The following is a 26,048-nucleotide window of genomic DNA, read 5'->3' as shown; positions in this document are numbered from 1 at the left end:
AACTCGCGATAAACTTCATATACGGCCCTCCCGGGCGCAAGCAAAAGGGCTGGTTAATGCCGCTCGCTATTTAGTTAGACGGTCTATTCAGTAGTCAGATTTCAGATCTGTAGATAGACGTAGCAGCATTTCCTCAGATAAAACCTACTTAAATAAACCTGTCCTTTATTGGCAGGTCTGGTCTCAGCGGCCCCGGCACGGGCTAAGTTTATCGCGAGTTCCGCACGAACAGGAGGCCACTTAATGTGGCCTCCGTCGTGAGCAGGACTGTAGAGCAGGAAACTTAGCCCGTGCCGGGGCCGCTGAGCCCAGACCGGCGGGATACACAGGTTGGTTGATTTTCAATCTCAACGCAACAGCCTGAACGGGCTCCGCGTTTCCGCAGCTAGCGCAACGCGGGAATAGCCCCCGGCACCTGGTCGTCGCCTCGTTTCCGCAGGTGGAGAGGCTGTGGAGGCCGGCGTCCCCGTGCCGCCGCCGCATGCTCCGCCAGCCCGCCGCGCAGCCGTTCCGGACTCAGCGCAACGGGCCCTCCGGCCCATGTCCCGGCCCGCCGCCTATCCCGCCAGCGGCCCCTCGCCCCTCGCGGCCCTGGCCCTGTCGATGCAGCCGGGCGTGAGGTCGAGCTCGCCGGGCGCCAGCTCCTCTATCCCGAACGCGTCCATGAGGGCGGAGGCGTCCTCCCCGAGGGCCATCCGCAGCACGCGCGCCGGCGTCAGGAACCCGAGCGCCCCCCTCGGCTCGGAGTTCACCTGCGACATGAGCAGCGCGCAGTCCGCCGCCGTCAGCCGGTCGAACCTGGCCCCTGCGCCCTTGGGCAGCAGCTTCCTGATCTCCACGTGGTTCTTCTCGCACGCGCCCTTCTGCTGGCTCTGCCGGGGGTCGCAGTAGAAGAGCCTGGTCTCGCCGTCCCGCTCGCCGAACAGCGCCGCGATGGCGCCCTCGTCGGCGAACTCGCTCCCGTTGTCGGTGAGCACGGCGCCGAAGGCGCGCCTCGCGCCGTCCTCGCCGAGGACCCCGCGCAGGGAGGAGAGCGCCGCCAGGACCGAGGCGCACGTGCCGTCCGGCAGCGGCAGGGCCAGCTGGAAGCGGCTCGGGCGGTGCAGGAGCGTGAGGAGCCTGGCGGAGTCGCCCCTGGGGCCCTCGACGGTGTCCATCTCCCAGGCCGCGGCGCAGGCGTCCTCGCCGAGCGCGAGGAACGACGCGTGCGACCTGCGCGGCGAGTGGGACGTCGCCCTCCCCGGGGCCCGGCGCGACCTCGGCCTGTAGCCGACCTTGCGCCTGAGCTCCATGTTCGTCATGCCGTCGTAGCCGGCGTCCACCCACCTGTAGACGGTGGAGGCGCTGAGCCCGGGGGTCGTCGCCGCTATCTGCTGCGGGGAGAGCCCGCGCGCGAGCCCGTCCCTGATGGCCGCGAGCTTGGCGGCGGCGCCCTCCTCGGTCTCGTCGATCCCGGACCTGCTCGCCGAGAGCTCGGCGTCGGCCGCCTCCTGCGCCCTCCTTGCGCTGTAGAACACCCTGGGCCTCCTCGAGCAGCCGTAGCCCCTCCTGTGCGAGCAGCCGTTGCAGCACCTCGGCCACGCGGAGAGCCTGGGGCAGGCCCCCGACAGGTCCGCGGGCGCGGGCTCGCCGTAGCGCGAGCGCGGCGCGGTGACGTAGCGGTGCGCCGCCACCTCCCTGGTCACGGTCGATGGCGACCTGCCGAGCTCCGCGGCGATCTCGCGGGCGCTGCGGTTGCGGTCGAGCATCCTCTCGACCGTGTTCCTCTCGTGCCTCGTGAGCCTCCCGTACGACCTTCCGGACGGCTTGGGTCTGGACATGCCGGCCTCCCTCCATCGCGGGCCGGGGGATTCCGGCCCCTCTGGGGTTGCCTACCCGGATTCGCGCCTCAGGACTCAGCGCAACGCGTTGCGCTGAGTCCTGAGGCTGTTGCAATGAAAATGAGAATCAAGGGGATACACAGGTTCAGATGGGGCTTTGATGCATGGGTGGTCTGTTGATGGACAATTGGGTATGATGCTGTGGTTACTGCATCGACTCTGCGATGCATGTTTGTACGTTCCCGGCGGTCGGTTTGCCAGAAGCGCCCCGTCGGTTGTTCCAGACCCGTTTCGAAGAAAGGAAACCACACGAACCTATGGCAGCTAAAAAATCATCTCCCTTGAAGATCATTCCGCTCGGCGGCCTTGACGGCATCGGCAAGAACATGACGGTCTTCGAGTGCGGCGACGACATGGTGCTCGTCGACGCCGGCCTCATGTTCCCCGACGACTCCCAGCCCGGTATCGACCTGGTGCTTCCCGACTACACCTATGTCCTGGAGAACGAGGAGAAGCTCCGCGGCATCGTCGTCACCCACGGCCACGAGGACCACACCGGTTCGCTTCCGTACCTGCTGCAGGACCTCAACAACAAGGTGCCCATCTTCTCGAGCAAGCTGACGCTCGGTTTTATCGAGGGTAAGCTCTCCGAGTTCCGCATTCGCGCGCCCAAGTTCCGTGAGGTCAAGGGCGGCAGCCACGTCAATCTCGGTGGCATCTCGCTCGATTTCTTCTCCATGACGCACTCCATCCCCGGCGCTCTGGGCGTGTTCATTCGCACCAATCAGGGCACCGTCATGCACACGGGCGATTTTAAGCTCGACCAGACGCCCATCGATGGCGTCACGCCCGACTATGCCGCCATCAGCCGCTTTGCTAAACAGGGCATCGACCTGCTGCTTTCCGACTCCACCAACGCCACGGTTCCGGGCTTTACCAAGTCCGAGGCCGAAGTCGGCCCCAACCTGCTGCACGCCATCAAGAACGCCCCGGGCCGCGTGTTCGTCGCGTCGTTCTCGAGCCACATCCATCGCCTACAGCAGATTTGCGACGCCGCTCGCAAGTGCGGCCGCAAGGTCGTCGTGACCGGACGCTCCATGCTCACCAACACCCGCGTGGCGCGCGAGCTGGGCTACCTCAACATCGACGATGCCGATATCCTCGATGCCTTCGATATCGATAACCTGCCTGACGATAAGATCGTCGTCATGTGCACCGGTTCGCAGGGCGAGCCGCTGTCGGCCCTGTCCCGCATGGCTAACGGCGAGCACAAGACGCTCTCCATCCACGAGGGCGATACCGTCATCCTCTCGGCAACTCCCGTTCCCGGCAACGAGAAGGCCGTCCAGCAGGTCGTCAACAGCCTGGCCAAGCTCGGCTGCGACGTCTGGGATAAGAATCGCGCACTCGTTCATGTCTCGGGCCACGGCAGCCAGGAGGAGCTCAAGCTTCTGATGGCCATGGCCAAGCCTACCTACTTTATGCCGGTTCACGGCGAAGCCGTGCATCTGCGCGCCCATGCCCAGCTTGCCCGTAAGATGGGCATCAAGGACGATCACATCTTTATCCTCGACAACGGTGACACGCTCGAGATGCGCGGTGGTATCGTAAAGCGCGGTACGCCCGTCGAGTCCGGCGTCGTCTATGTCGACGGTCTGCGCATCGGTGACACCGATCCCATCGTCCTGCGCGATCGCCAAAAGCTCGCCAACGACGGTATGGTCACGGCCGTTGCCATCGTCTCGCTCAAGCACAAGAAGATCGAGGCTATCGAGTTCTCGGGCCGCGGCGTTTCGTTTGCCATCGACGATCAGTTCTCCGAGGATGCCTCCGCAGCCATCATGAAGACGATCGAGAAGGGCAAGTTTAGCTTTACCAGCAGCGGCTCCGATGCCATTCGCAAAGCCGTGCGCGATTCGCTCTCCAACTTTATCTGGAGCCGTACGCGCACTCGCCCGATGATCATCCCGGTCGTCATGGAGGTTTAGTTTGGCGCGCGGATCTGCACAAAACGCCAAAGGCAATAAGGCCAACAACCAACCGGCATCTGCGAAGGGTGCCGGTTCCCATCTGCGTGCCAATAAGGGCCACGAGTCCGAGTTCGATGAGTTCGAGCCCCTGGTCGAGCCTTCGGCCAATCGCGATATCGCCGGCGTGGTCATTGCCGTTTTGGCGATTGCATCCTTCATTGCCGTGATTTCGCCGGCAACGGCGCCCGTGACGGCTGCTGTCGCCGGCTTCTATCACCTCGGCTTTGGCCTGGGCGCTTACGTGCTGCCGATCGTCATCTTGCTGTTCGCCGCCACGCTCTTTTTGGGTGAGGACTCGCCGCTCAACATTCGCTCGGTCGCGGGCGGCGCCGTGGTCTTTGTGGCCATTGTCTCTATCCTGTCGCTGATGGTGCCGGGCACGAGCGATTCGTGTGACCTCATGTTTACGCCGCAGAACCTTTCCGCCTCGGGCGGCTACATTGGCGCCTTTATCGCAAGTACCTTGCAAAACGCCCTGGGTAAACCTATTGCCATGGTTGTCTTGCTGGGCCTTGTCGTCGTTGGCCTGGTCATTATCGGCTTCTCGGTGGGCGGCGTTTTGCGCTCCGCACGCGATCGCGCCGCCGATTTTGCCGAGCGCCGTCGTGCCGATGTCAATGCGAGCCCGTGGGGCGACGAAGAGGCCCTGTCGGTTCCCGGCGTCGCCCGTCCGCACCTGAGCATCCTGCGTCAGAAGGCAACTGACGCCGCCGTGACCAAGGTCATGGGTGGCGATGTCGATTCGGTTTTGGATGACGACGAGGACGATGACCCGTTTGTCGATGTGTCCGAGACCGTGGAGGCCGAGCGAGCCAAGACCACGTTGCTGCCGCGCCGCCATACCAAGAAGGGCAAGGCCGTGCCCAAGCTCAACACGAGCGAGCCCGACCCGTCTTGGTCCGATAGCGAAATCGAACTCACCGAGGGCGATGACGAGGACGACGAGGCTCCGCTCGAGACCGCCAAGACAACCTTACTGCCGCGTCGCCGTGCCAAGGCAGGACAGGTCACCGGACAGTTTTCGATGGAAGACGATCCGGACAAGGCTGACGAGTCCGAGCCGCCGTTTGCCGTGAATCCCGTTTCGGCAGCTCCGCAGATCCCTGACTTCCTAAAGCATCCCAAGGTTTCCGATGCCTCCGCCCCCACGGCTTCCGCTGCTTCTGTTGCAGCCGGCGATGGGGGAGCGGACGGTACCAATGCCGATGCCGAGGGCGACCAAGAGGACGGCCTCAAGCTCCCGCCGCTCGAAATCCTGCATGCCAACCCGCAGTCGGCGTCCTCCGCGTCTTCTGACAAGGAGCTGGAACAGACTGCCGAGTCGCTGCAGTCCACCTTGCTTGAGTTTGGCCGTAGCGCCCGCGTCGTCGGCTGGATTGCCGGCCCCACGGTCACGACCTTTAAGCTGCAGCCCGGTGAGGGCGAGCGCGTGAGTAAGATCTCGAGCCTCGAGGACGATATCGCGCTTTCGCTTGCCGCCCAGTCGGTGCGCATTTTTGCGCCGATTCCCGACACCTCGCTTGTGGGTATCGAGATCCCCAATCGCAAGCGTCAGAACGTCAACCTGGGCGACGTGCTTCCCTATGTGAAGGGCGGTCCGCTCGAGCTTGCCATCGGTCGCGATGCCGAGGGCACGCCGGTTGTCGCCGACCTCGCCAAGATGCCCCATCTGCTGATCGCCGGCACCACCGGTTCGGGTAAGTCGGTCATGATCAACTCCATCATCACGACCTTGCTCATGCGCGCCCTTCCCGAGGACGTTCGCCTTATCATGGTCGACCCCAAGCGCGTCGAGCTTGCGGGCTATAACGGCCTGCCGCATCTCTATGTGCCCGTGGTGACCGAGCCCAAGCAGGCTGCCAGTGCGCTGCAGTGGGCCGTGTCCGAGATGGAGCGTCGCCTGAAGGTCTTCGAGCGCCTCAACGTTCGCAAGATTTCGACCTATAACGAAAAGCAGGCTGCCGGCGAGTTCGAGCATTACGATAACCCGCCGCAAAAGATGCCCTATCTGGTCATCATCATCGACGAGCTTTCGGACCTGATGATGGTAGCCGGCAAGGATGTCGAGGCCTCGATCGTCCGTATCGCCCAGCTGGGCCGTGCCGCCGGTATTCACCTTATCGTGGCTACGCAGCGCCCCAGCTCCAACGTGGTGACGGGCCTTATCAAGGCCAACATCACCAATCGTATTGCCTTTAACGTGGCTACGGGCATCGATTCCCGCGTCATTATCGACCAGGTGGGCGCCGAAAAGCTTACTGGTTTGGGCGACATGCTGTTCTCCAAAGTCGACTGGGGTAAGCCCCGCCGTATCCAGGGCTGCTTTGTTTCGGACGACGAGATCAACGAGATCGTCGAGTTCGTTAAGTCGCAAAGCGAGCCCGACTACCATGAGGAGATTCTCTCTGCCGTGGCGCCCGCTTCCATGTCCATGGCTGGTGGCGGCATTGTTCGCACGGGCGTTGCCGAACCGCAAGATGACGACCCGCTTATCTGGGAGGCCGCCCATATTGTGGTGGAATCGCAGCTGGGCTCCACATCTGGGCTGCAACGCCGCCTCAAGGTTGGCTATGCGCGCGCCGGGCGTATTATGGACATGCTGGAAGAAAAGGGTGTCGTCGGCCCGCCCGATGGTTCCAAGCCGCGCGAGGTCCTGCTGGACGAGGAGGGGCTCGCCGCGTTGGAGTCTGTCGACGCCGAGATGGCACGTGAAGATCGTGAGTTTGGAGGATTCTGATGGCTGCACGCTTTGGTGACATGCTGCTCGAGCAGCGTCGCCGGATGGGCCTTTCCATCCAGCAGGTCGCCAACACCATCAAAATCAGGCCGCAGATCATCGAGTTTTTCGAGACCGGTAACTTTGCATCGATGCCTCCGCGCGGCTATGCGCAGGGCATGATTTCGAGCTATGCTCGCTTTTTGGGGCTTAACCCGCGCGAGGTCGTCAACGCTTATTTTGATGACCTCATGGCATATGAACGCGAGACCTCGCAGCAGGGCGGTCGTTTTCAGGATGCTGCCGGCTACGTTAACTCGCGTTCGTCGGTCGATAACGGACGCTTTCTGATGGTTCAGGGTGGTCGCTCGACGCGGTACGGCCAGCGCCCTCCGCAGGCGGGCTATATCACCGAGACGGGCTCCAGCGAGGAGATTCGTTCTCAGCGAGATCGCTTTCGCAGTACGCCCATGCCGGATGATCGTGCGCTTCCCGCCGCTCGCGGGTTGAGTCGCGATCCCCGCGCCGGTTACGGCGACGGTGGCTACTCCGGTCGTGGTTATCGCGGAGTATCTGCCGGGCGTTCCCACGGTGGATATGCCGACGCCGATACCACGCAGGTGACGCCGCGCCTCCGTTCTCAATCGCAGCCTTACGGGCAACGCTCTTCGGCGCCTCGCTCTGGCCAGCGTGGCTATCAGAACCGTGGCGAGCTTGCGCCGCGTTCGGGTCAGCGCGGCTCGCAGAGCCAAGGCGGATATCGTGGTCGTCCCGATAGCAGTCGCGGCCGTATGCCGCAGGTAAACGGTCGCGGTGGCTCTAATCGCGGACGCGGCGGTGGACGTGCCCCCCAGAACAATGGACTCGATCCGCGCATCATCTACGCCGGCATCGGTGCCGTGGCGCTTTTGTTGATTCTGCTCATCGTGGTCCTCCTGCGTGGCTGCGGCTCTTCTGCACCCGAGTCGACGCCCGAGACGCCCGCGGCCACCAAGACGACGACCAAGAAGTCTTCCAAGACGACCGAATCTGTTGACGAGGATGAAGGCATCGACGAGGCGACGGATTCTGCCGATTCCGATGCCGCCAAGGCGAACGCGAAAAAGAAAGAGGACGAGGTTATCAAGGTCAAGGTCTCCGTTGCCAAGGGCAAGACCGCCTGGATCGAGGTCAAGGTCGACGGTAAATCGGTCTTTGGCGCCCAGGCAACCGGTCCCTTTGAGCAGGAGTACACGCCCGAGTCCTCGATCGAGATCACCACGTCCAAGCCCTCCGATGTCACGGTTACCAAGAACGGTGAAAAGGTTCGCTACGACACCAAGACATCGGGCGTGGCGCGCGTGACCATTACCGTTCCCAAGAAGGAGACCACTGACTCCGAAGACGGTGAGAGTGCCGACGGCACCGATACCGCCGACGGCACCGACGCCCAGTCTACCGACGGCACCGACGCCCAATCTACCGACGGTACCGACACGGCATCCGACGGCCAGACTGCAAACGATTCAGATGACTATTCGTACGACAGCTACTAAGGCTCCCCGTACCGAAAGGAAGAACCATGGCTAAAGATTCCAGCTTCGACGTTGTGTCCGAGGTCAATATGCAGGAGGTCGATAACGCCTTCCAACAGACCACCCGCGAGATCTCTCAGCGCTATGACCTCAAGGACTCCGGCGCCACCATCGAGCTTTCGAAGGGCGACAAGCTCTTTACAATCAATGCCCCGGCCGATTTCGTCTCCAAGCAGATCATTGACGTGCTGAGCTCTAAGCTCATCAAGCGCGGCATCGATCTTAAGGCTGTCTCTTGGGACGCGTCGCAGGCGGCTTCGGGCGGTACCGTGCGCGTGCTCGGCCATATCGTCGAGGGCATTGACCAGGCGACCGCCAAGAAGATCAATAAGGACATCAAGGATCAAAAACTCAAGGTCAAGGTGACCATCGAGGCCGATAAACTGCGCGTTTCCTCGGCCTCTAAGGACGCGCTGCAGACCGTGATCCAGTTCCTGCGCGACCAAGACTACGGCCAGCCGCTGCAGTTTACCAACTACCGCTAACTTACTCGAAAGGACCGTTCTCCAACATGGATACACCTTTGGGCTCCGTGCTCTACATCACCCTCGGGTGCGCTAAGAACGAGGTTGACACCGACCGCATGCGTTCGCTGCTGACCGCCGCGGGCTATGAGGAGGCATTCGATCCGCAGGATGCCGATATCGCTATCGTCAACACGTGCTCGTTTCTCGCCTCGGCGACGTCCGAGAGTATCGAGACCACGCTCGAGCTCGCTAACGAGGTGCAGGACGGCGTTCGCGCATGCCCCATCGTCATGTGCGGTTGCGTGCCGTCTCGTTACGGCGACGACCTGCCCGACGAGCTTCCCGAGGTCGCGGCCTTTGTGAAGGCCGATGAGGAAGACGGTATCGTCTCTGTCATCGATGGCGTACTGGGCGTGGAGCGCGAGATCGCGGCCTATATCCCGCAGGTCAAGCGTACCGTCGAGGGTGCCGTTGCCTACGTCAAGATTTCCGATGGCTGCAATCGTTTTTGCAGCTTCTGCATGATCCCCTATATTCGCGGTCGCTATCATTCGCGCAATGCCGAGAGCATTATCTCCGAGGTGCGTGACCTGGTTGCCGGCGGTGTGCGCGAGATCGTGCTGATCGGCCAGGACACAGGCATTTGGGGCACCGACTTTGCCGACGAGGACGTCGCCGAGGGCTCGCCGCGCAATCTGGCGCAGCTGCTGCGTGCCGTCGCCGAGGCTGTGCGCCCGCATAACGTCTGGGTCCGCGTGCTCTATCTGCAGCCCGAGGGCATGACCGACGAGCTTATCGAGACGATTCGCGATACGCCCGAGGTGCTGCCCTATATCGATATCCCCGTACAGCACTGCGATGCGCGCATCCTCAAGGCCATGCGTCGCTCCGGTTCGCGCCAGGAGCTCGAGGATCTGTTCCGCGACCTTCGCGAGCGCATCCCCGGTATTGTGATTCGCTCCACGGCCATGGTTGGCTTCCCGACCGAGACCGACGACGAGTTCCGCGATCTTATCGACTTTATGGACACCGTCGGCTTTGACTACACGAGCGTCTTTGCCTACTCGCGTGAGGAAGGCAGCCTGGCCGCCAAGATGGAGGGCCAGGTCGATGAGGAGGTCAAGCTCGAGCGCGCCCAGGAGGCCATGGATCTGGCCGAGTCGCTCGGTTTTGCCGCCACGGCGGCCCATGTGGGCGAGCGCGCCCAGGTGATCGTCGATGGCATCGAGGAGACCGAGGACGGCGCCGAGCTGATCGGTCACGCTTGGTTCCAGGCGCCCGATTCCGATGGCGCGGTGCATCTGGATGCCAGCGAGGCGTCCGTGGGCGATATTCTGACTGTCGAGTTTACCGATAGCTTCTGCTATGAGCTTATCGGTCATGTTGTGGAGTAGGAGAGCGTTGTGGCAAACGAGAGCAATAAGGAACTGACGAGTGTTTGGACGCCCGCCAACATCGTGACGTGCGTTCGCATCGTCTTTATCCCGGTGTTCATGATCGTCTCGGCTCTGTCTCACGCGAGCGTTGCCGGTACGGACTGGAGCACCTTCGACGGTCCGCTTGCAGCCGCCGCCTTCATTCTGTATGTGATCCTGTCGTGCACCGATAAGGTCGACGGTTATCTGGCACGCTCGCGCAACGAGATCACCGATTTCGGCAAGTTCTTGGACCCCATCGCCGACAAGCTGCTGGTGTTCTCGGCCCTGCTGCTGTTCCTGGATTTTGGCGCGGTGACCGTGTGGTCCGTGTTCATTATCCTGTTCCGTGAGCTGTTGGTGAGCGCCCTTCGTATGGTCGCAAGTGCTGCCGGTGTGGTCGTTGCCGCCGATAAGCTCGGCAAGTATAAGACGGCGACCACGATGGTCTCTATCTGCGGCTATCTGTGCGTCTTTGCGATGGCCGGTCTTCAGCTGGGGCCGGTGTCGCTGCTGCTCGGTGTCTATTCGGTGTCGCGCTTCCTGTACGTCATCGCCGTGATTTTGACCATTGTCTCGGGTGCCCAGTACTTCTGGAACTGCCGTAAGATCGTCTTTTCGGTCTAGGTCCTGGTGGGTATGACGGAGTCTTATTTGCAGATCGCCGCAAACAACGAGGAGTTGGCGCGCGATATTGTCGAGCGCGCGAGTGCCCGTGGTGTGACGGTGTCGACGGCGGAGTCGCTGACGGCGGGCATGATCGCCTCGACGATTGCCGATATCCCGGGTGCCTCGGCGGTGCTTCGTGGTGGTGCGGTGACCTACTGCGATGAGATCAAACATCGCGTGCTCGGCGTCGAGCAGGAAACGCTCGATCGGTTTAGTGCCGTGTCGCATCAGACGGCGCGCGAGATGGCCGCGGGCTCGCTTGAACTCTATCAGAGCGATATTGCCGTAAGCGCAACGGGCTACGCTGGGCCCGGTGGTGGCACCGAGCAAGACCCTGCCGGCACGTTCTATATTGGCTGGGCGTATCGCGCGGCCGATGGGGGAGCGCCGGTTGTCGAGTCTGCACGTTGTCATTATGAGGGCGATCGGTCGTGCGTTCGGGCCTATGCGGTCGCGGAGGCTTTGGAGTGCATTGTCCGCGTGCTCAATTCTATGGAATAGACGTGGTTTAAGGGGCCTTAGGGCCCCTTAATTGTGGAGATAGGGACCTTTGACGGTATTGGTGTTTGCGCTGGTATATGGCCTAAATTTGTTCGAGCAGTCGTATTTGTGATTGGCGCGGTCAAGCGTTTGGTCGGTGATTGGTCGGCGTTTGGTCGGGTTTTGGAATGGTCAGGTGCATATGATGAATCTGAACGGTTGACCACGAACAGCCGTTCGTTTATTATCGTTTCAGGTTGTTAAGAGGAGGGCTATTCATGGCCAAGAATTCAGGTCCCGTACGTACCGTTCATGCACGCACGACGGGCAAAGAGCGCGACGAGATGATCGCCACCACCAAGGCCGAGATCGAGAAGAAGTTCGGCCAGGGCTCTATTATGAGGTATGGCGACGGTGGTCCCGAGCTCGAGGTCGAAGCTATTCCGACGGGCTCTCTGGCGCTCGATGCCGCCTTGGGTATCGGCGGCGTGCCGCGTGGCCGTATCGTTGAGATTTATGGCCCCGAGTCCTCCGGTAAGACGACGCTTTCGCTCGAGATTCTTGCAGAGGCGCAGGCCATGGGCGGCGTTGTGGCATTTATCGATGCCGAGCACGCGCTTGATCCCACCTATGCCGCGCGCATCGGCGTCGATATCGATGAGGTCTTGATTTCCCAGCCCGATACGGGTGAACAGGCGCTCGAGATTGTCGATATGCTTGTGCGCTCCGGTGCCATCGACGCCATCGTCGTCGACTCTGTTGCCGCCTTGACTCCGCGTGCCGAGATCGAGGGCGAGATCGGTGACACGACGGTGGGTCTGCAGGCTCGTTTGATGAGCCAGGCGCTCCGCAAGCTCGCCGGCTCGCTTTCCAAGTCCAACACGACCTGCATCTTCATTAACCAGCTGCGCGAGAAGATCGGCGTCATGTTCGGCAACCCCGAGACCACCACGGGCGGCCGCGCGCTCAAGTTCTTCTCTTCCGTACGAATCGATATTCGCAAAATCGATACCATCAAGCTCAAGGACGAGGTTATCGGCAATCGCGTGCGTGCCAAGGTTGTTAAGAACAAGGTGGCCGCTCCGTTCCGCTCGGCCGAATTTGACATCATGTATGGCACCGGCATCTCTAAAGAGGGCTCGATTCTGGATATGGCCGTCGAGTGCGGCATCTGCAAAAAGATGGGGTCCTGGTTTGCCTATGGCGAGGATAAGCTCGGCAACGGTCGCGAGGCCGCCAAGACATTCCTGCGTGAGCATCCCGATTGCGCTGACGAGATCGAGCACAAGGTTCGCCTTGCCTGCGGCCTTGAGTATGACGATGATGCCCCCTCCGAGGTTGAGTTGACCGGCCAGCCCGCCCCCGAGGAGTTTGATGAGCTGTACGCCATCGATGGCTCCGCAATGCTCGACGATGACGACGAGTAGCGGATGCCGACATGTCGTATACGGTGACCGACGCCACGGTCGTCTTTCCCGATAAGAAGGCGGCCTCCTCGTTCTCGAACGGTTATGCGTCTAAAAAGCCCTGCGCGTATATCGATTGCGATCTTGAGGGCGGTTTTGAACGTTCCATTTGGATTCCCGTGCGCGTGGCGCGCCTGTACGTTAAAAACCGCCCCGATCTTCCCTGTGATTGGGATGACTTTCGCGAGGCGGTGCAGCTTATCGAACGTAAATGTGCACTCACCATGGTGACCGAGATGCTTTCGCGCCGTGATCATGCCACGGGCGAGGTGCGCGATAAGTTGGCGCGCTATGGCTTTCGACAGCCCGCGATCGATTTTGCCGTTGCTCGTGCGACCGAGTATCGTTTTTTGGATGAGAACCGTTTTTGCTCGTACTTTATCGAAGAGCGCAAACGTCGCGGCTGGGGACAGCGCAAGATCGAGGTTGAGCTCAAGCGTCGTCATGTCGTGCTTGACGATATCCCCGGGTATCCCGAGGCATATTTTGCCGTGGATGACGACTTGGCCCGCGCTTCGGCCTTGCTCGCTAAACGTCGCGCCCCCGAGGTCCGTGCATTCGAAAAGCTCGTCAGGTTTTTGATGGGTAAGGGTTTTTCGTATCACATCGCCGCCGATGCCGTTAAGGCACGTCTCGATGCCTTAAGCGAGGAGTGCGCCGTGTAAGCATAGCACCCGTTACGCCCCTGCCGTTCTCCGCTCGATTGGCGCCGTGCCGGGTGCGTTTATTTGACAGTTGTTGCGGTTCAACGTAGGATAAATACCGTCATTTGCTTTGTGATATGTGCTCATCTGTGATGAGTTTGTTTATATGTTTATCTGTATCCGACCCGCATAAGCTGCGCCCATATTACTCAAATGTCGCGAGCCGTTCGTAAGGACGGTTCGCTTTGTTGTGTAACGAATCCATAAAAAGGAGTGAGCATGCCTATCATTGCAGCGCTCGTTGGCCTCGTTTTGGGTGCCATCGCCGCCATTGCCTACATGCGCACCGCCAAGCAGGGTAGTCTTCACGAGGCCGACGAAAAGATCCAGTCGGCACACGCGCAGGCAGAGTCCCTGATCGGTGATGCAAAGCGTCAGGCCGAGACCCTCAAAAAAGAGGCTCTGCTCGAGGCCAAGGAAGAGATCATCAAGAACAAGCAGGCCGCTGAGGCCGAGGACAAGCAGCGTAAGAGCGAGATTCGCATGCTCGAAAATCGTGTGATGCAGCGCGAGGAATCGCTCGATCGCCGCAACGATGCGCTCGATAAACGCGAGCATCAATTGTCCAGCCAGGCCGGTCAGGTCGAGAAGCGCTCTCGCGAGCTTGAGGAGCTCTGCGCCAAGCAGACTTCCGAGCTTGAGCGTATTGCCGACCTTACGCGCGAGGACGCTCACAAGGAGCTGCTCGACAAGGTCCGCGGCGAGGTTACCCACGAGGCGGCCACCATCATCCGTGAGTCCGAGCAGCAGGTCCGCGCCGAGTGCCACAAGACCGCTCAGGAGATTCTCTCCCTGGCGATTCAGCGTTGCGCCGCCGACCATACCGCCGAGGTCACCGTCACTTCCGTGCATATTCCCTCCGATGACCTCAAGGGTCGTATCATCGGTCGCGAGGGTCGCAACATCCGCACCTTTGAGCAGGTGTCCGGTGTCAACCTCGTGATTGATGACACCCCCGAGACCGTTGTGCTTTCGAGCTTCGATCCGGTCCGTCGTGAGACTGCTCGTGTGGCGCTCGAGAATCTCATTGCCGACGGTCGTATTCACCCCGCTCGCATCGAGGAGATGTACCACAAGGCCGCCGACTTGGTTCAGCAGCGTGTGCGCGAGGCCGGCGAGCAGGCCGCCTTCGATACCGGTATCCACGACCTGCATCCCGAGATCGTCAAGACCCTGGGCGCTCTGCGCTACCGCACCTCGTTTGGTCAGAACGTGCTGCAACACTCGCTTGAGGTCTCCGACCTGTGCGGCGTTATGGCCTCCGAGCTTGGTCTGGATGTTGTGACCGCCAAGCGCGCCGGCCTTCTGCACGACCTGGGCAAGGCCATCGACCACGATGTTGAGGGCCCGCATGCTGTCATTGGCGCCGAGCTTGCCCGCCGTTATGGCGAGAAGCCCGTTATCGTCCACGCGATCGAGGCCCATCATGCCGATGTCGACCCCAACACGGTGCTCGACGTTCTGGTCCAGGCTGCCGATGCCGTTTCCGCTTCTCGTCCCGGCGCCCGTCGCGAGTCGGCCGAGAACTACATCAAGCGCCTTGAGAAGCTCGAGGAGATTGCCAACTCTCACGACGGCGTCGAGCGTACCTATGCCATGCAGGCCGGTCGCGAGGTTCATGTCATGGTTCAGCCGGACAAGATCTCCGATGCCCAGTCCACGGTGCTTGCGCACGATATCGCCCATCAGATCGAGGAAGAGATGGAGTATCCCGGTCAGGTGCGCGTCGTCGTGATTCGCGAGAGCCGTGCCGTCGATATCGCTAAATAACATGAACGACGCGAACGAGCTCATCTCATTTATCGCGTCGATGTCGGGAGAGGGCAACCTTCGCGTCGAGGAAAACCTTGGCGAGGGGTATGTCCGCCTCCGCGTTTCGGAGGCCGAGCGCCGTCAGGCCAAGCATGACATTCAGCATGTAGAGGACATTGTCATCGAGATGCTGCGTAATGCTCGCGATGCCGGAGCCGATAAGGTCTATCTCGCCACGACCAAGGAGGAGGGTGTTCGCACCCTCCTCTTCCTGGATAACGGTTCGGGTGTGCCGCAGGACATGCAGGAGCGTATCTTCGATGCCCGTGTCACCTCCAAGCTTGAGAGCATGAAAATGGACCGTTGGGGTGTTCACGGTCGTGGTATGGCGCTGTTCTCTATCAAGCAGAACACGGATGAGGCACGCGTTGTTACATCGGGCGTCGATTTGGGTTCTGCGTTTAAGGTGTGCGTTGCCACCGATCGCTTGAGCGAGCGCGCCGACCAGTCGAGCTGGCCTCAGGCGGTTAAAGACGAAGACGGTCGCTATGTATGCGCTCGTGGACCCCATAACATCATTCGCGCAGCGTGCGAGTTTGCCCTTGAGGAGCTGCGTGGCTGCGATGTGTATCTGGGCTCTCCGTCCGAGATTGCTGCGACCCTGTACGCTCAGGCTTCGAGCCGTCTCGATACGTCGCGCTTGCTCTTTATCGATGACGAGTGCGAGCTTCCGGTTATCGATCGTTTGGGCCTTGCCTCTGATGCCGAGGACTTTATCCGGATCTGCTCCGGGCTGGGTCTCGAGATGTCCGAGCGCACTGCCCACCGTATTCTGTCGGGACAGATTAAGCCCGTCCGCGGCGTGACCGCGCGTCTGCTGCGCGAGCGCGATTCCACCTCGCATGCGCCGGCTCCCGTCGATCTTGCCAAGGACCGTCGAGGCCTTCGCATCGCCAAGGATGACATGGCGCAGTTTTCGCGTGCTGTCGAGCGTGACTTTAACGACCTTGCCGCCCGGTATTACCTCAATCTGTGCGGCGACCCTAAGATTCGCGTTTCGCGTGATCGCATCACGGTGACGTTCGATCTTGCCAAAGAGGAATAAAATCTTTACCGAGTCCGCTCGGTACGATACAGTTATTGCAGTTAAAACGTACTTTTAAACGCAGGAGTTTCTTCATGGATTGCCTGAAGGTATCAAGCAAATCATCGCCCGCGTCCGTTGCCGGCGCCATTGCCGGCATGGTCAAAGATGGCGTCCCCGTCAACATTCAATGCGTCGGCGCTGGCGCCGTCAACCAGGCCATCAAGGCCGTCGCCATTGCGCGCGGCTTTCTGATTCCGACCGGCTTCGATGTCTCCTGCGCGCCGGTGTTCTCCGACATTCTCATTAACGGAGAGTCGCGCACGGCAATTCGTCTCTCTATCTACGTTCACCAGATTAATCGGGCTGCTATGGATAATGTCGTCATGGACGACGTCAAGCCTGTTGCGTAAGCGAGCCATCTGCACGCTCGTAGCACCTATGCGCCCGTCGATACCATCGTTAGGATGTAAGCTCATGGACCAGCGTTCCGTACGCGATATTCTTGCCGGTAAAACCTACTTTATCCGCACATTCGGCTGCCAGATGAACCAGCACGACTCCGAGCGCGTGAGTGGCCTGCTCGATTCGTTTGGCTGTCTTATGGCGCTCGATCCCGAGCATGCCGATATTGTCGTGTTCATGACGTGCTGTGTACGCGAGGCTGCCGATACGCGCCTGTATGGTCAGTGCAATTCCTGCAAGAGCCTTCCTACTTCGCCTTCGGGTAAGCGCGTGGTCGCCGTGGGCGGCTGCATCGCCCAACGAGATGGCGAGGGCTTGCTCACCAACGTCGATAACGTCAACGTCATTTTTGGCACCCATTCTATTGCGCACGTGGCCGAGCTCATTGCCGAGGCGTTTTTGGATGGCAAGCGCCATATCCGTACGAATGAGCATGAGGATACCGACGCCATGAGTATGCCGTGGCATCGCGAGACGCAGTATCACGCATGGGTGCCCATCATGACGGGCTGCAACAACTTTTGTACGTACTGCATCGTGCCATACGTCCGTGGTCGCGAGAAGAGCCGTCCCTTCGAAGAGATTGTCGACGAGGTGACCGGGCTCGTGCGTCAGGGCGTGCGCGAGATTACGCTTCTGGGCCAAAACGTGAACTCCTACGGTCGCGATCTCTTTGGCAAGCCGCGCTTTGCCGACTTGCTGCGCGCTGTGGGCGATACGGGCGTCGAGCGTATTTTCTTTACCTCTTCGCATCCTAAGGATCTGCTGCCTGAGACCATTGACGCCATGGCCGAGACACCTGCCGTCATGCCGCAGCTCCACCTGGCCGTTCAGTCGGGTTCCACGCGCATCCTTAAAGAGATGAATCGTCGTTATACGCGCGAGGATTATCTGGGTCTGGTCGATCGTATTCGTAACCGTATGCCCGATATTGCGCTTTCGACCGACATCATCGTGGGCTTCCCGGGCGAGACCGAGGAAGACTTTGAGCAGACGCTCTCGCTTGCCGAGACGGTTCGTTATGCCCAGGCCTACACGTTTATTTACTCCAAGCGCGCCGGTACCCCGGCAGCTGAGATTTATGATCCCACCCCGCATGAGGTTATCCTTGAGCGCTTTAACCGTCTGGTCAAGGTTATCGAGACGACGGCTCATGAGTATAACCAGGGCGAGCTTCACACCGTGGTGCCTGCGCTTATTGAGGGTACGAGCAAGAAGAACGACGCTGTTCTTCTGGGGAAAAGCCCCAAGAACCAGACGGTGCATGCGCCGATTCCCGCTGGCTATAGCATCGATCAGCTCGTCGGCAAAATCGTCGACGTTGATATTGATGTCGCCAAAACGTGGTATCTGTCTGGCTCCGTCGTGGGCGAGCCTCGCTAATGATTTCCACCGGTGCAAGCCTTTCTGCCGTAGCGATTGTCGGTCCGACGGCGGTCGGCAAAAGCGATGTTGCCGACCGCCTGGCCGCTCGTCTTTCGTCCGAAGTGTTGTCTTGTGACGCGATGCAAATCTATCGTGGCATGGACATCGGTACGGCCAAGATGATGCCCGAGGAGTGCTCGGTGCCCCTGCGCCTTGTCGATATCGTGGATCCGGGCGTCGCGTATTCAGCTGCGCTCTATCAGACGGATGCCCGGGCGCATATCGAGCGTTTGCTTGGCGAGCAACGTCTTCCGGTCTTTTGCGGCGGTACGGGCCTGTATCTCAAGGCTGCACTCGATGAAATGGATTTTCCTTCGGGAGAACTCGAGGACGAACGCCGCACGGGCTATCAGGAACTTGCCGAGCGTATTGGCGAGGAGGCGCTGCATGCCCTGCTTGCCGAGCGCGATCCGGAATCTGCTGCCGTGATTCATCCCCATAACGTGCGTCGTGTGATTCGTGCGCTCGAGATGCATGATGACGGTGTGTCGTATGCCGAGCAGAAGTCGAAATTCAGCGTCCCGCGCGAGCGTTATCATGCCTTGTGGTTTGGTCTGACGCGTAGCCGTGAAGTGCTCTATGAGCGCATTAACCTGCGAGTCGACCTTATGTTTGAGCAGGGACTGGTTGATGAGGTCCGTGGCCTTTTGGACCAGGGCTTGGGTGATGCACTCACATCGATGCAGGCAATCGGTTACAAAGAGATTATTGATGCCTTGCGTGGCGCTATTACCATGGATGAGGCCCGTGAGCTTATCAAGATTCGCTCCCGTCGCTATGCCAAGCGCCAGCTTTCCTGGTTTAAGCGTGACGATCGTATTGTGTGGTTCGATATGGATGACTTCACGATCGATGAGGTCGTCGAAGATATTTATCGTCGCATCGAGGCTGTCTAATGGCTCGTTTCCCTTTGGTCCCCACGGCTCCTGAACCCGAGCGCGCCATCTTGGTTGGTGTTGAGTGGCGCGATAATGCCTGGCCGCTTGACCGTTCGCTCGATGAGCTTGAGCGTCTGGCCCACACTGCTGGTGCTCAATGCGTGGCGCGCTTGTCGCAGCGCCTAGTCAAGCCCTATCCCAAATCGTTTATCGGCTCCGGCAAGGTCGAGGAGCTGTGCGGTTTGGTGCATCGCATGGATGCGGATGTTGTTATCTTCGACGACGACCTGACGCCCTCACAGCAGTCCTATCTTGAGAAAGCCGTGGGCGAACCGGTCAAGATTATTGACCGTACGGCGTTGATTTTGGATATCTTTGGCCTGCATGCCCAGACGCGTGAGGGCCGCTTACAGGTTCAGCTGGCACAGTTGCAGTATCTGCTGCCTCGTCTGCGAGGTATGTGGAGCCATCTTGCAAAGGAACAGACGCGTGGCGGCATTGGATCGCGTTTTGGCCAGGGCGAAAGCCAGCTCGAGGTCGACCGTCGCCTGATTCGCAATAAGATCGCGGCGCTTCGACGCGAACTGAAACAGGTTGAGCAACGTCGCGATGTGCAATCGAAAAGCCGTATTGAATCGTCGGCGTTTCGCGTGGCGCTGGCTGGTTACACCAATGCCGGCAAGTCGACGTTGCTTAATCGTTTGACGGGATCCACGGTACTTTCGCAGGATAAGCTGTTTGCCACGCTCGATCCTACAACGCGCTCGTACCGTTTGCCCGGTGGCCGTGGCATGACGATCACCGATACCGTCGGCTTTATTCAAAAGCTGCCCCATGGCCTGGTCGACGCGTTTAAATCTACGCTTTCTGAGGTGCTCGGCGCCGATTTGATTCTTAAAGTTGTGGATGCTTCCGATGAGGATTACGAGCGTCAGCTTGAGGCGGTTGATCGTGTCCTTGACGAGATCGGTGCCGGTGAGCGCTTGACGCTTACCGTGTTCAATAAAATTGATCTGCTCGATAGCGTCGATCGCTTGAGCTTTCGCCGGCGCTATCCCGAGGCGGTGCTGTTCTCGGCTCAGACGGGTGAGGGTCTTGATGACTTAGTCGACCGCATCGCTCGTGAAGCGGCCGCCACGGACGTGTTGCTCTCGGCCGATATCCCGTATCGAGAGGGCGCGTTAATCACGCTCGTGCACGAACAGGGAACCCTTCTGCACGAGGAATACCTCGAGGACGGCGTTCGTATTGTGGCAAAGCTTCCGGACCGTATCGCACCACGTCTTGAGCGTTACCGAACGGAATAAATCAGCTCCAGTACACCCAAGATAACCGGTTGATGAAGCAGGTAGAACGGCAGTGCATGGCGTCCGAGGCTTGCGAGCGCCGGGATGGGATTTTCATAGGCCCATGCTGGTGCCTCGCAGTTTGCTTTCTGAGCCGTGCGCGCGGCAAAGAAGCCTGTGAGGTACATAAATAAGAAGGGTATGAGCGGATAGTAATCACCGGAGACAAAGTCTGGACTTGGGAACCCCAGCCAAGCTAGATAGGGGATAGGGTAGACCGCTTTAGGAATGCTCCAGGTACAGGCAAAGAGTATGAGGCAAATCGTTATACCCTAAACTGCCGGCATTCTATCGAGAACCGGGCGCGCGAGTGCAACAATGGCGGTGCACGCCGCCATGCAGAAAATGATGCCGAAGTTCACCGAGTCATCGACTGAGACGAGCGTCGTTGCGACCCATACGACCAAAGCGGCTACGGCATATTTGGCGGCACGCTTGATGTTGTTGCGCGAGAGGGTGCACATCCAGCCGGCAATAAACAAAAATACCCAACTGATGCTGGCTCGCCAGATGTCTTGGAAGATGGTCTGGGTAAACCAGGGCATCTTCCAACCATATAGGTAGGCAAGGTCGTAGCAGGCATGAAATCCCGCCATCGACAGCATGGTAAACCCGCGAATGGTATCAAAGACCGTGATGCGTTTTTGCATTACGAAAACCGGCGCATCAAACCGACGACCTTGCCTAGAATCGTGGGATTTGTCGCGTAGATAGGCTCCATAGTGTCGTTTTCGGGCTGCAGGCGAACGCGTCCCTGTTCCTTATAGAATGTTTTGACTGTTGCGGAGCCATCGATCATGGCCACGACAATCTCGCCATTCATGGCGCTCTTCTGCTCGCGAACGATGATGTAGTCGCCGTTATAGATGCCGACGTTAATCATCGAATTGCCGTGGACCTCGAGGATAAAGGACCCCTGTTCTGTTGCGATCTCGGTTGGGATGGTAAAGGTGTCCTCGATATTCTGCTCGGCAAGGATGGGAATCCCTGCGGCGACACGGCCTACGAGAGGCAGCGATACGGTGCCGCGGGGCACCGTGGGCTCATCGGACTTCGAGATGGAGACGGAAGATCCGTCCTCGTCAAAGAGCTCGAGAGCGCGAGGTTTGGTGGCGTCACGCTTGAGCAGGCCGCGTGCTTCCAGCGCGGAGAGGTGCGCATGTACGGTGCTAGGGGAGGAAAGGCCCACAGCCGAAGCCATCTCGCGTACACTGGGCGGATAGCCCTTCTCCTGCTGATATTCCTTGATGAAGTCGTAAATTTGCTGCTGACGCTTGGTAATTTTGCGAGCCATCAGGGGTTCCTCTCTACCCATACCAAACAAATGTTCTATTTTTGCTTGACAGGAACAACTGTTCGAAGATAATAATAACCGAACACTCGTTCCCGCGCTAGACTTTTTTGTCCCCGCGGCTTGATAAAACAGTTCTCGTCAAAACAAACGAGAGGAGAACAGAATGAACGCAGCGGATATGGTCCAGGGAAACCTTGCTCTTAAGCTCGAGGCGCCTGCCTCGCCTGCCTTCACGGTCGTGAAGGGTGGACGCTCCCATTTTCAGGCCGTGGCCACTAAACCCGTTCGCACCCAGCGTGCGGCCGCTGCTTCGGCTCCTGTTGCCCTGAAGGCCTCGACGATTGTTGCTGTTGCTGTAGCATTCACCTTGTTCTTTGTGCTCGCCACGTCAGTCTTTTCTGCTCGTCACGCAGCATATGCCGATTCCGTAGCCAACGTTACCTACGAGACGGTTCGTGTGCAGTCCGGCGATTCTCTGTGGTCGCTTGCCCAGGAGCATCCCATCGATGGCCTTTCCACGCAGGAGACTTCCGACATGATTCGTAGCGTCAATCACCTCGATCGTGGCTCTCTTGATGCTGGTGCAGTTCTGAAAGTTCCGGCTCGTTCGTAAGATTTCCGCTCGGTCGCATGGTACCCTTGTTATCGTTTAAGAGGAGGTACCATGCGCTGTCCCAAATGCGGCAAGGCACATACCCGCGTTGTCGATTCCCGTATGCAGGAGTCGAACAACACTATCAAGCGTCGTCGCGAATGCTGTTCGTGCAATTATCGTTTTACGACGTTCGAGCGCTGCGAAGATCCCATCGAGGTTATCAAATCCGACGGGTCTAAGCAGCGGTTCGATCGCAACAAGCTGCTGGTCGGCCTGATGCGCGCCACGATTAAGCGCGATATCGATACGAAAAAGCTCAACGAGATCATCGATGATATCGAGGTGGAGCTGCGTTCGCGTACGCTGACGGCTGTAACGTCCCACGAACTGGGCGATATGGTGCTCAAGCGCCTGGCCAAGATCGACAAGGTGGCCTACATTCGCTTTGCCTCGGTCTATCGCGATTTCAAAGACGTCGACGAGTTTTTGCAAGAGCTCGACAAGCTAAGGTGATTTCATGTCCAACATTACCGTTAACATTAAGCGACTCGATCCCACGGTCGAGCTTCCCAAATACGCTCACCCCACAGATGCCGGTCTTGACCTCCGCGCCAACGAAGACTGCACCCTCAAGCCCTTTGAGCGTCGTTTGGTCTCCACTGGCTTGGCCATTGCGCTGCCCGATGGCTACGCCGGCTTTGTCCAACCCCGCAGCGGCCTAGCCATTAAGCAAGGCCTGTCTATAGTCAACACGCCCGGTCTCATCGACGCCCACTATCGAGGTGAGCTTAAGGTCATCCTCATCAACCTAGATCCCACCAACAATATCCAGATCAACAAAGGCGACCGCATCGCCCAACTCGTCATCCAAGAAGTCCCCACGGTCAATCTCGTAGAAGTAGAAGAACTAGACGAAACTGATCGAGGCAACGGAGGCTTCGGCTCCAGTGGCGTATCCTAGTCGTTTACGTACTGTCCGCTGACCGGCCCGACCCGCCTATATATCATCCCATGCTCAAACATTCTCGCTTCGCTGCGAAACTGCGCGTGGGACGATATATAGGCGGGTCGGGCCGGTCAGCTGCGTTTACGCACTACAAGCTGCGCCGGATCCTCATATTAGAAGCTGCAAAGGTGAACCAAAGTAATTAATTGCAGTTAGCAGATGCGGCAAGGGGATTGATCCTTTGTCGCATCTGCATATCAGAAAGATTGATTATTGTTTTCAAGCGAGTAGACGCCCGCCCACCTCTCACACATATCGTTCCACGCGCAGTTTCGCAGCGAGCGAAGCGAAGCGAGAATGTTTGAGCATGGAATGATATGTGTGAGAGGTGGGCGGGAGGGATGCGAGCGCCCCGCGAGAATGTTTGAGCATGGAATGATATATGGGCGGCTCCCGCCGAGCAGCGAACTTTCGGCTAGCGGATATGCGCAGGTTTTCCGCCCCAGTAGAAGCGGCAGAAGGCTCGTTTGCGCTTTTGGGGCTTGCCTGCAAGTTCCATGGTTGCGATGGCGATATCCTCGGCTGCGCGTGGACGGCGCAGCACTTCGCCGTTAATGAGTAGTGCCTTGAGCGATTCGGGATGATCGTGGAGATGACGCAGTGTCACGATGAGCTCGCGTGCGGTCGTGACATGCATGCTGGCGCCCATGCCGGTGAGCATGGTGGTGTTGGCCTTTTCCTGGCCATATGACTTGCCCAGCAGAATCATTGGTAGGTGTGCGCACAGGCATTCGGTAACAGTGAGTCCGCCCGATTTGAGAATTGCTAGGTCACAGCCGTGCATAAGCGCTGCCATGTCATCGACGTAGTCAAGAACAGTGACGTTCTCGAGTTTCATGGCATCGAAAAGCGTTTTGAGACGGGTGGCATATTCGGCATCCTTGCCCGGCAAAAAGACAAAGTGCATGTCCTCGAAGCTGCGCAGGAAGGGGAGGGTGCGGTCCATCTCCGCGCGAAAGCGAACGTACGGTTGAGGCAAACTGGCGCCGGCCATCACCAGCACAACGAGCTTGTCTGTGGGGAGATTGAACTTCTCGAGTTCTTCCTCGCGGTTGTAGTCCGTATCAAACCCGGCGCGAATGGGGATGCCCGTAATGCGGATCTTTGCCTCGGGAACCTTACGGGGTCGGAGTGTTTCGGCCATAAACTCGTTTGCTACGCAGAATAGGTCGGTGTCCTTATGGGGCCACCAACCCTCGACCTCGTAATCGGTCGGTACGCAAATGACGGGATAGTCGATGCCCGTAATGACGCGCGCGCCGACGGCGACGTTGGCTGCCGTGATATGTGTGGCTACCACGGCAATGGGCCTGCGAGTTCGAACGTATTCGTTAAATGCGGGGAACATGATGCGCGACCATGCCGTGCCACCGCCCCAAAGCAGGTGTCCGGTAAGGGTATAACGCCAGGTCAAGTCATAAATTGGGCGCGTGGCGCCGGTAAACGAGGCGGCCGTTTTGTTGCCGTCGAATTTTATGCGTCCAAAATCAAGGATATCGAGCACTTCAATCTCAACATCCTCGGGGATGCCATTGGTGCCGCGGATGTGGTCGAATGCCTGCGCAATCGCATTTGCGGCGGCCTTGTGGCCCGAGCCGACCGAGGCGTGCACGATAGTCACGAGAGGTTTTTGCTGAGCCAAGAGCGTGGTTTGACCCGATTGGGGAGTGCTGTGCGTGAGCAGGGGAGCGTCATCGCTCGTCTGCGTCTGATCCATCGATATCTCCCCTTCATCTTTGTTTCACAGAGAATCATTGTAGTGCATGAGTGTCACGTTCGCATAAATTTGGGTATGAGCGCAAAGAACGCCAATCTTTCGACAGGAGGTCTCTTCATGACTACTCATCAGCCGATCGATGTTGCGATTATCGGCGGCGGGCCTGCGGGCTATGCTGCAGCCATTTACGCGGTGCGCGCCAACCTAACGACGACCGTGATTGAGCAAGGTATGTCGGGAGGACAGATCGCCACAACCAATGAGGTCGAGAACTATCCGGGCATTCCGCTCTTGAGTGGCGCCGAACTCGGCGAGCGGTTTCAGCAACATGCAGAGGGCCTGGGGGCACTGGTTGCATGGAGCATGGTTACGGGTATCGATTACGATGCGGATGCGGCGCTGTTTACGGTGCATCACGATATGGGCGATACGCTGGCCTCGAGCGTTATCGCTTGCATGGGTGCCACGCCGCGATCTGCTGGTTTTGTTGGCGAGGATACGTATCGCGGTCGTGGCGTTTCTTATTGCGCGACGTGCGATGGCATGTTCTTTCGCGGTAAACAGGTCTTTGTCATCGGTGGCGGTAATGCTGCCTGCGAGGAAGCCCTGTTCTTGTCAGAAATCGCCAGCAGCGTGACCATTGTCTTGCGCCGCGATCAGTTCCGTGCCCCCGATGGCGTGGTTCAAAAGGTACTCGCAAAAGATAATATTTCAGTTAGGTACCAAACTAGTATTGTTGAGCTTTCTGGTGAGGCGATGCCCACGACAATCACGTTTAAGGACAATGCGACTAGTGAAATGCACGCTGAGTCCTTTGATCCTGGTTCGTTTGGCATTTTTGTCTTTGCTGGCACGCAGCCCCATACTGAGCTTGTAGAGCATCTGGTAGATCTCGCGCCCGACGGCGGTATTGTGACCGACGAATCGATGGCCACCCGCACACCTGGCTTATTTGCCGCCGGCGATATCCGCTCCAAGCGTTTACGTCAAGTTGTGACCGCCGTTTCGGACGGAGCCATAGCGGCTACCAGCGCATACGCTTTTCTACGCGGATAAGTACGATAATATATCTTATGTAAGGTTGTTATTTTACTTAAACGTCCAGCAGTAACGAGCTTGAGGCAACGTTGCTGCTGGACGTTTTG

22 protein-coding genes and 1 pseudogene are annotated in these 26,048 nt (G+C 59.0%); 19 read left to right on the top strand and 4 right to left on the bottom strand.

The annotated features are described in order from the left end of the window. Positions 1-557: 557 nt before the first annotated feature. Complete coding sequence (locus ACGHEN_RS06095) at positions 558-1,820, bottom strand: IS30 family transposase (RefSeq protein ID WP_390397345.1); 1,263 nt, start codon at positions 1,818-1,820, stop codon at positions 558-560. Positions 1,821-2,137: 317 nt separating this feature from the next. On the opposite strand from ACGHEN_RS06095, the gene ACGHEN_RS06090 reads away from it, so the two are divergent. From ACGHEN_RS06090 to hflX, 15 genes are all read left to right on the top strand, one after another. After that, on the top strand, positions 2,138-3,808 hold the full coding sequence (locus ACGHEN_RS06090) for a ribonuclease J (protein ID WP_118079872.1): 1,671 nt from the start codon (positions 2,138-2,140) through the stop codon (positions 3,806-3,808). A 1-nt stretch (position 3,809) separates the two neighbouring features. Beyond that, positions 3,810-6,587, top strand: a complete 2,778-nt coding sequence (locus ACGHEN_RS06085) for a DNA translocase FtsK 4TM domain-containing protein (protein ID WP_390398122.1) — start codon at positions 3,810-3,812, stop codon at positions 6,585-6,587. Next, the gene (locus ACGHEN_RS06080) at positions 6,587-8,101 is read left to right on the top strand and encodes a helix-turn-helix transcriptional regulator (RefSeq protein WP_347478486.1); all 1,515 of its coding nucleotides are present in this window, start codon (positions 6,587-6,589) and stop codon (positions 8,099-8,101) included. The genes ACGHEN_RS06085 and ACGHEN_RS06080 overlap by 1 nt, the downstream gene beginning before the upstream one ends. 26 nt (positions 8,102-8,127) lie before the next feature. After that, on the top strand, positions 8,128-8,625 hold the full coding sequence (locus tag ACGHEN_RS06075) for a YajQ family cyclic di-GMP-binding protein (RefSeq protein ID WP_390398119.1): 498 nt from the start codon (positions 8,128-8,130) through the stop codon (positions 8,623-8,625). A 26-nt stretch (positions 8,626-8,651) separates the two neighbouring features. Continuing rightward, a complete protein-coding gene (gene rimO, locus ACGHEN_RS06070) occupies positions 8,652-10,001 on the top strand; it encodes a 30S ribosomal protein S12 methylthiotransferase RimO (protein WP_390398116.1) in 1,350 nt (449 codons plus the stop codon). A 9-nt stretch (positions 10,002-10,010) separates the two neighbouring features. Beyond that, positions 10,011-10,649, top strand: a complete 639-nt coding sequence (gene pgsA, locus ACGHEN_RS06065; RefSeq protein ID WP_118079882.1) for a CDP-diacylglycerol--glycerol-3-phosphate 3-phosphatidyltransferase — start codon at positions 10,011-10,013, stop codon at positions 10,647-10,649. A 27-nt stretch (positions 10,650-10,676) separates the two neighbouring features. Beyond that, a complete protein-coding gene (locus ACGHEN_RS06060; protein WP_329738094.1) occupies positions 10,677-11,192 on the top strand; it encodes a CinA family protein in 516 nt (171 codons plus the stop codon). A 257-nt stretch (positions 11,193-11,449) separates the two neighbouring features. Beyond that, positions 11,450-12,598 (top strand): recombinase RecA, encoded by a 1,149-nt coding sequence (gene recA / locus ACGHEN_RS06055; protein ID WP_329738093.1) that lies wholly within the window; start codon positions 11,450-11,452, stop codon positions 12,596-12,598. A gap of 11 nt (positions 12,599-12,609) precedes the next feature. Then, the gene (locus ACGHEN_RS06050) at positions 12,610-13,302 is read left to right on the top strand and encodes a regulatory protein RecX (RefSeq protein ID WP_390398113.1); all 693 of its coding nucleotides are present in this window, start codon (positions 12,610-12,612) and stop codon (positions 13,300-13,302) included. Positions 13,303-13,560: 258 nt separating this feature from the next. After that, entirely contained in the window at positions 13,561-15,111 is a 1,551-nt protein-coding gene (rny, locus tag ACGHEN_RS06045; protein ID WP_390398110.1) for a ribonuclease Y, read from the top strand. Position 15,112: 1 nt separating this feature from the next. After that, positions 15,113-16,198, top strand: a complete 1,086-nt coding sequence (locus ACGHEN_RS06040; protein ID WP_390398107.1) for an ATP-binding protein — start codon at positions 15,113-15,115, stop codon at positions 16,196-16,198. A 74-nt stretch (positions 16,199-16,272) separates the two neighbouring features. Beyond that, the gene (locus ACGHEN_RS06035) at positions 16,273-16,590 is read left to right on the top strand and encodes a stage V sporulation protein S (protein ID WP_118079896.1); all 318 of its coding nucleotides are present in this window, start codon (positions 16,273-16,275) and stop codon (positions 16,588-16,590) included. A 64-nt stretch (positions 16,591-16,654) separates the two neighbouring features. Further along, positions 16,655-18,025, top strand: a complete 1,371-nt coding sequence (gene miaB, locus ACGHEN_RS06030; protein WP_390398104.1) for a tRNA (N6-isopentenyl adenosine(37)-C2)-methylthiotransferase MiaB — start codon at positions 16,655-16,657, stop codon at positions 18,023-18,025. Next, positions 18,025-18,963 carry a tRNA (adenosine(37)-N6)-dimethylallyltransferase MiaA gene (gene miaA / locus ACGHEN_RS06025; RefSeq protein ID WP_117564293.1) on the top strand — a complete coding sequence of 313 codons (939 nt, stop codon included), beginning with the start codon at positions 18,025-18,027 and terminating at the stop codon, positions 18,961-18,963. Before miaB ends, miaA begins: the two co-directional genes overlap by 1 nt. Further along, entirely contained in the window at positions 18,963-20,252 is a 1,290-nt protein-coding gene (gene hflX, locus ACGHEN_RS06020) for a GTPase HflX (RefSeq protein WP_390398100.1), read from the top strand. The genes miaA and hflX overlap by 1 nt, the downstream gene beginning before the upstream one ends. Here the strand turns inward: hflX and ACGHEN_RS06015 are convergent. Together ACGHEN_RS06015 and lexA are read right to left on the bottom strand one after the other, a co-directional pair. Next, positions 20,237-20,941, bottom strand: a pseudogene (locus ACGHEN_RS06015) (heparan-alpha-glucosaminide N-acetyltransferase). The gene hflX and the pseudogene ACGHEN_RS06015 sit on opposite strands and share 16 nt — an antisense overlap. Then, entirely contained in the window at positions 20,941-21,585 is a 645-nt protein-coding gene (gene lexA, locus ACGHEN_RS06010; protein ID WP_147324160.1) for a transcriptional repressor LexA, read from the bottom strand. Before lexA ends, ACGHEN_RS06015 begins: the two are co-directional and overlap by 1 nt. A 163-nt stretch (positions 21,586-21,748) precedes the next feature. Between lexA and ACGHEN_RS06005 the strand changes: the two genes are divergently transcribed. From ACGHEN_RS06005 to dut, 3 genes are read left to right on the top strand one after another with little or no spacing between them, the layout of a single operon-like run. Continuing rightward, the gene (locus ACGHEN_RS06005; RefSeq protein WP_117564803.1) at positions 21,749-22,198 is read left to right on the top strand and encodes a LysM peptidoglycan-binding domain-containing protein; all 450 of its coding nucleotides are present in this window, start codon (positions 21,749-21,751) and stop codon (positions 22,196-22,198) included. Between the two features lie 51 nt (positions 22,199-22,249). Beyond that, a complete protein-coding gene (gene nrdR, locus ACGHEN_RS06000) occupies positions 22,250-22,693 on the top strand; it encodes a transcriptional regulator NrdR (protein WP_055285168.1) in 444 nt (147 codons plus the stop codon). Positions 22,694-22,697: 4 nt separating this feature from the next. Continuing rightward, positions 22,698-23,141 (top strand): dUTP diphosphatase, encoded by a 444-nt coding sequence (gene dut, locus ACGHEN_RS05995; protein ID WP_390398096.1) that lies wholly within the window; start codon positions 22,698-22,700, stop codon positions 23,139-23,141. Between the two features lie 460 nt (positions 23,142-23,601). On the opposite strand, the gene ACGHEN_RS05990 is transcribed toward dut, so the two are convergent. Then, the gene (locus ACGHEN_RS05990; RefSeq protein WP_390398093.1) at positions 23,602-24,903 is read right to left on the bottom strand and encodes a glycosyltransferase; all 1,302 of its coding nucleotides are present in this window, start codon (positions 24,901-24,903) and stop codon (positions 23,602-23,604) included. A gap of 117 nt (positions 24,904-25,020) precedes the next feature. On the opposite strand from ACGHEN_RS05990, the gene ACGHEN_RS05985 reads away from it, so the two are divergent. Continuing rightward, on the top strand, positions 25,021-25,959 hold the full coding sequence (locus tag ACGHEN_RS05985; RefSeq protein ID WP_390398091.1) for an NAD(P)/FAD-dependent oxidoreductase: 939 nt from the start codon (positions 25,021-25,023) through the stop codon (positions 25,957-25,959). The last annotated feature ends 89 nt before the right edge of the window (positions 25,960-26,048 follow it).

Origin of the sequence: Collinsella sp. i06-0019-1H4 (assembly GCF_042849575.1) — a bacterium.
Lineage (GTDB): Bacteria > Actinomycetota > Coriobacteriia > Coriobacteriales > Coriobacteriaceae > Collinsella.
This window is presented reverse-complemented; position numbering and strand designations above follow the sequence as displayed.

Coding starts and splice junctions, on each gene's coding strand:
- ACGHEN_RS06095 (WP_390397345.1), bottom strand. CDS start 1,820: ATGTCCAGACCCAAGCCGTCCGGAAGGTCGTACGGGAGGCTCACGAGG.
- ACGHEN_RS06090 (WP_118079872.1), top strand. CDS start 2,138: ATGGCAGCTAAAAAATCATCTCCCTTGAAGATCATTCCGCTCGGCGGC.
- ACGHEN_RS06080 (WP_347478486.1), top strand. CDS start 6,587: ATGGCTGCACGCTTTGGTGACATGCTGCTCGAGCAGCGTCGCCGGATG.
- ACGHEN_RS06075 (WP_390398119.1), top strand. CDS start 8,128: ATGGCTAAAGATTCCAGCTTCGACGTTGTGTCCGAGGTCAATATGCAG.
- rimO (WP_390398116.1), top strand. CDS start 8,652: ATGGATACACCTTTGGGCTCCGTGCTCTACATCACCCTCGGGTGCGCT.
- recA (WP_329738093.1), top strand. CDS start 11,450: ATGGCCAAGAATTCAGGTCCCGTACGTACCGTTCATGCACGCACGACG.
- ACGHEN_RS06050 (WP_390398113.1), top strand. CDS start 12,610: ATGTCGTATACGGTGACCGACGCCACGGTCGTCTTTCCCGATAAGAAG.
- rny (WP_390398110.1), top strand. CDS start 13,561: ATGCCTATCATTGCAGCGCTCGTTGGCCTCGTTTTGGGTGCCATCGCC.
- ACGHEN_RS06040 (WP_390398107.1), top strand. CDS start 15,113: ATGAACGACGCGAACGAGCTCATCTCATTTATCGCGTCGATGTCGGGA.
- ACGHEN_RS06035 (WP_118079896.1), top strand. CDS start 16,273: ATGGATTGCCTGAAGGTATCAAGCAAATCATCGCCCGCGTCCGTTGCC.
- miaB (WP_390398104.1), top strand. CDS start 16,655: ATGGACCAGCGTTCCGTACGCGATATTCTTGCCGGTAAAACCTACTTT.
- miaA (WP_117564293.1), top strand. CDS start 18,025: ATGATTTCCACCGGTGCAAGCCTTTCTGCCGTAGCGATTGTCGGTCCG.
- hflX (WP_390398100.1), top strand. CDS start 18,963: ATGGCTCGTTTCCCTTTGGTCCCCACGGCTCCTGAACCCGAGCGCGCC.
- lexA (WP_147324160.1), bottom strand. CDS start 21,585: ATGGCTCGCAAAATTACCAAGCGTCAGCAGCAAATTTACGACTTCATC.
- ACGHEN_RS06005 (WP_117564803.1), top strand. CDS start 21,749: ATGAACGCAGCGGATATGGTCCAGGGAAACCTTGCTCTTAAGCTCGAG.
- nrdR (WP_055285168.1), top strand. CDS start 22,250: ATGCGCTGTCCCAAATGCGGCAAGGCACATACCCGCGTTGTCGATTCC.
- dut (WP_390398096.1), top strand. CDS start 22,698: ATGTCCAACATTACCGTTAACATTAAGCGACTCGATCCCACGGTCGAG.
- ACGHEN_RS05990 (WP_390398093.1), bottom strand. CDS start 24,903: ATGGATCAGACGCAGACGAGCGATGACGCTCCCCTGCTCACGCACAGC.
- ACGHEN_RS05985 (WP_390398091.1), top strand. CDS start 25,021: ATGACTACTCATCAGCCGATCGATGTTGCGATTATCGGCGGCGGGCCT.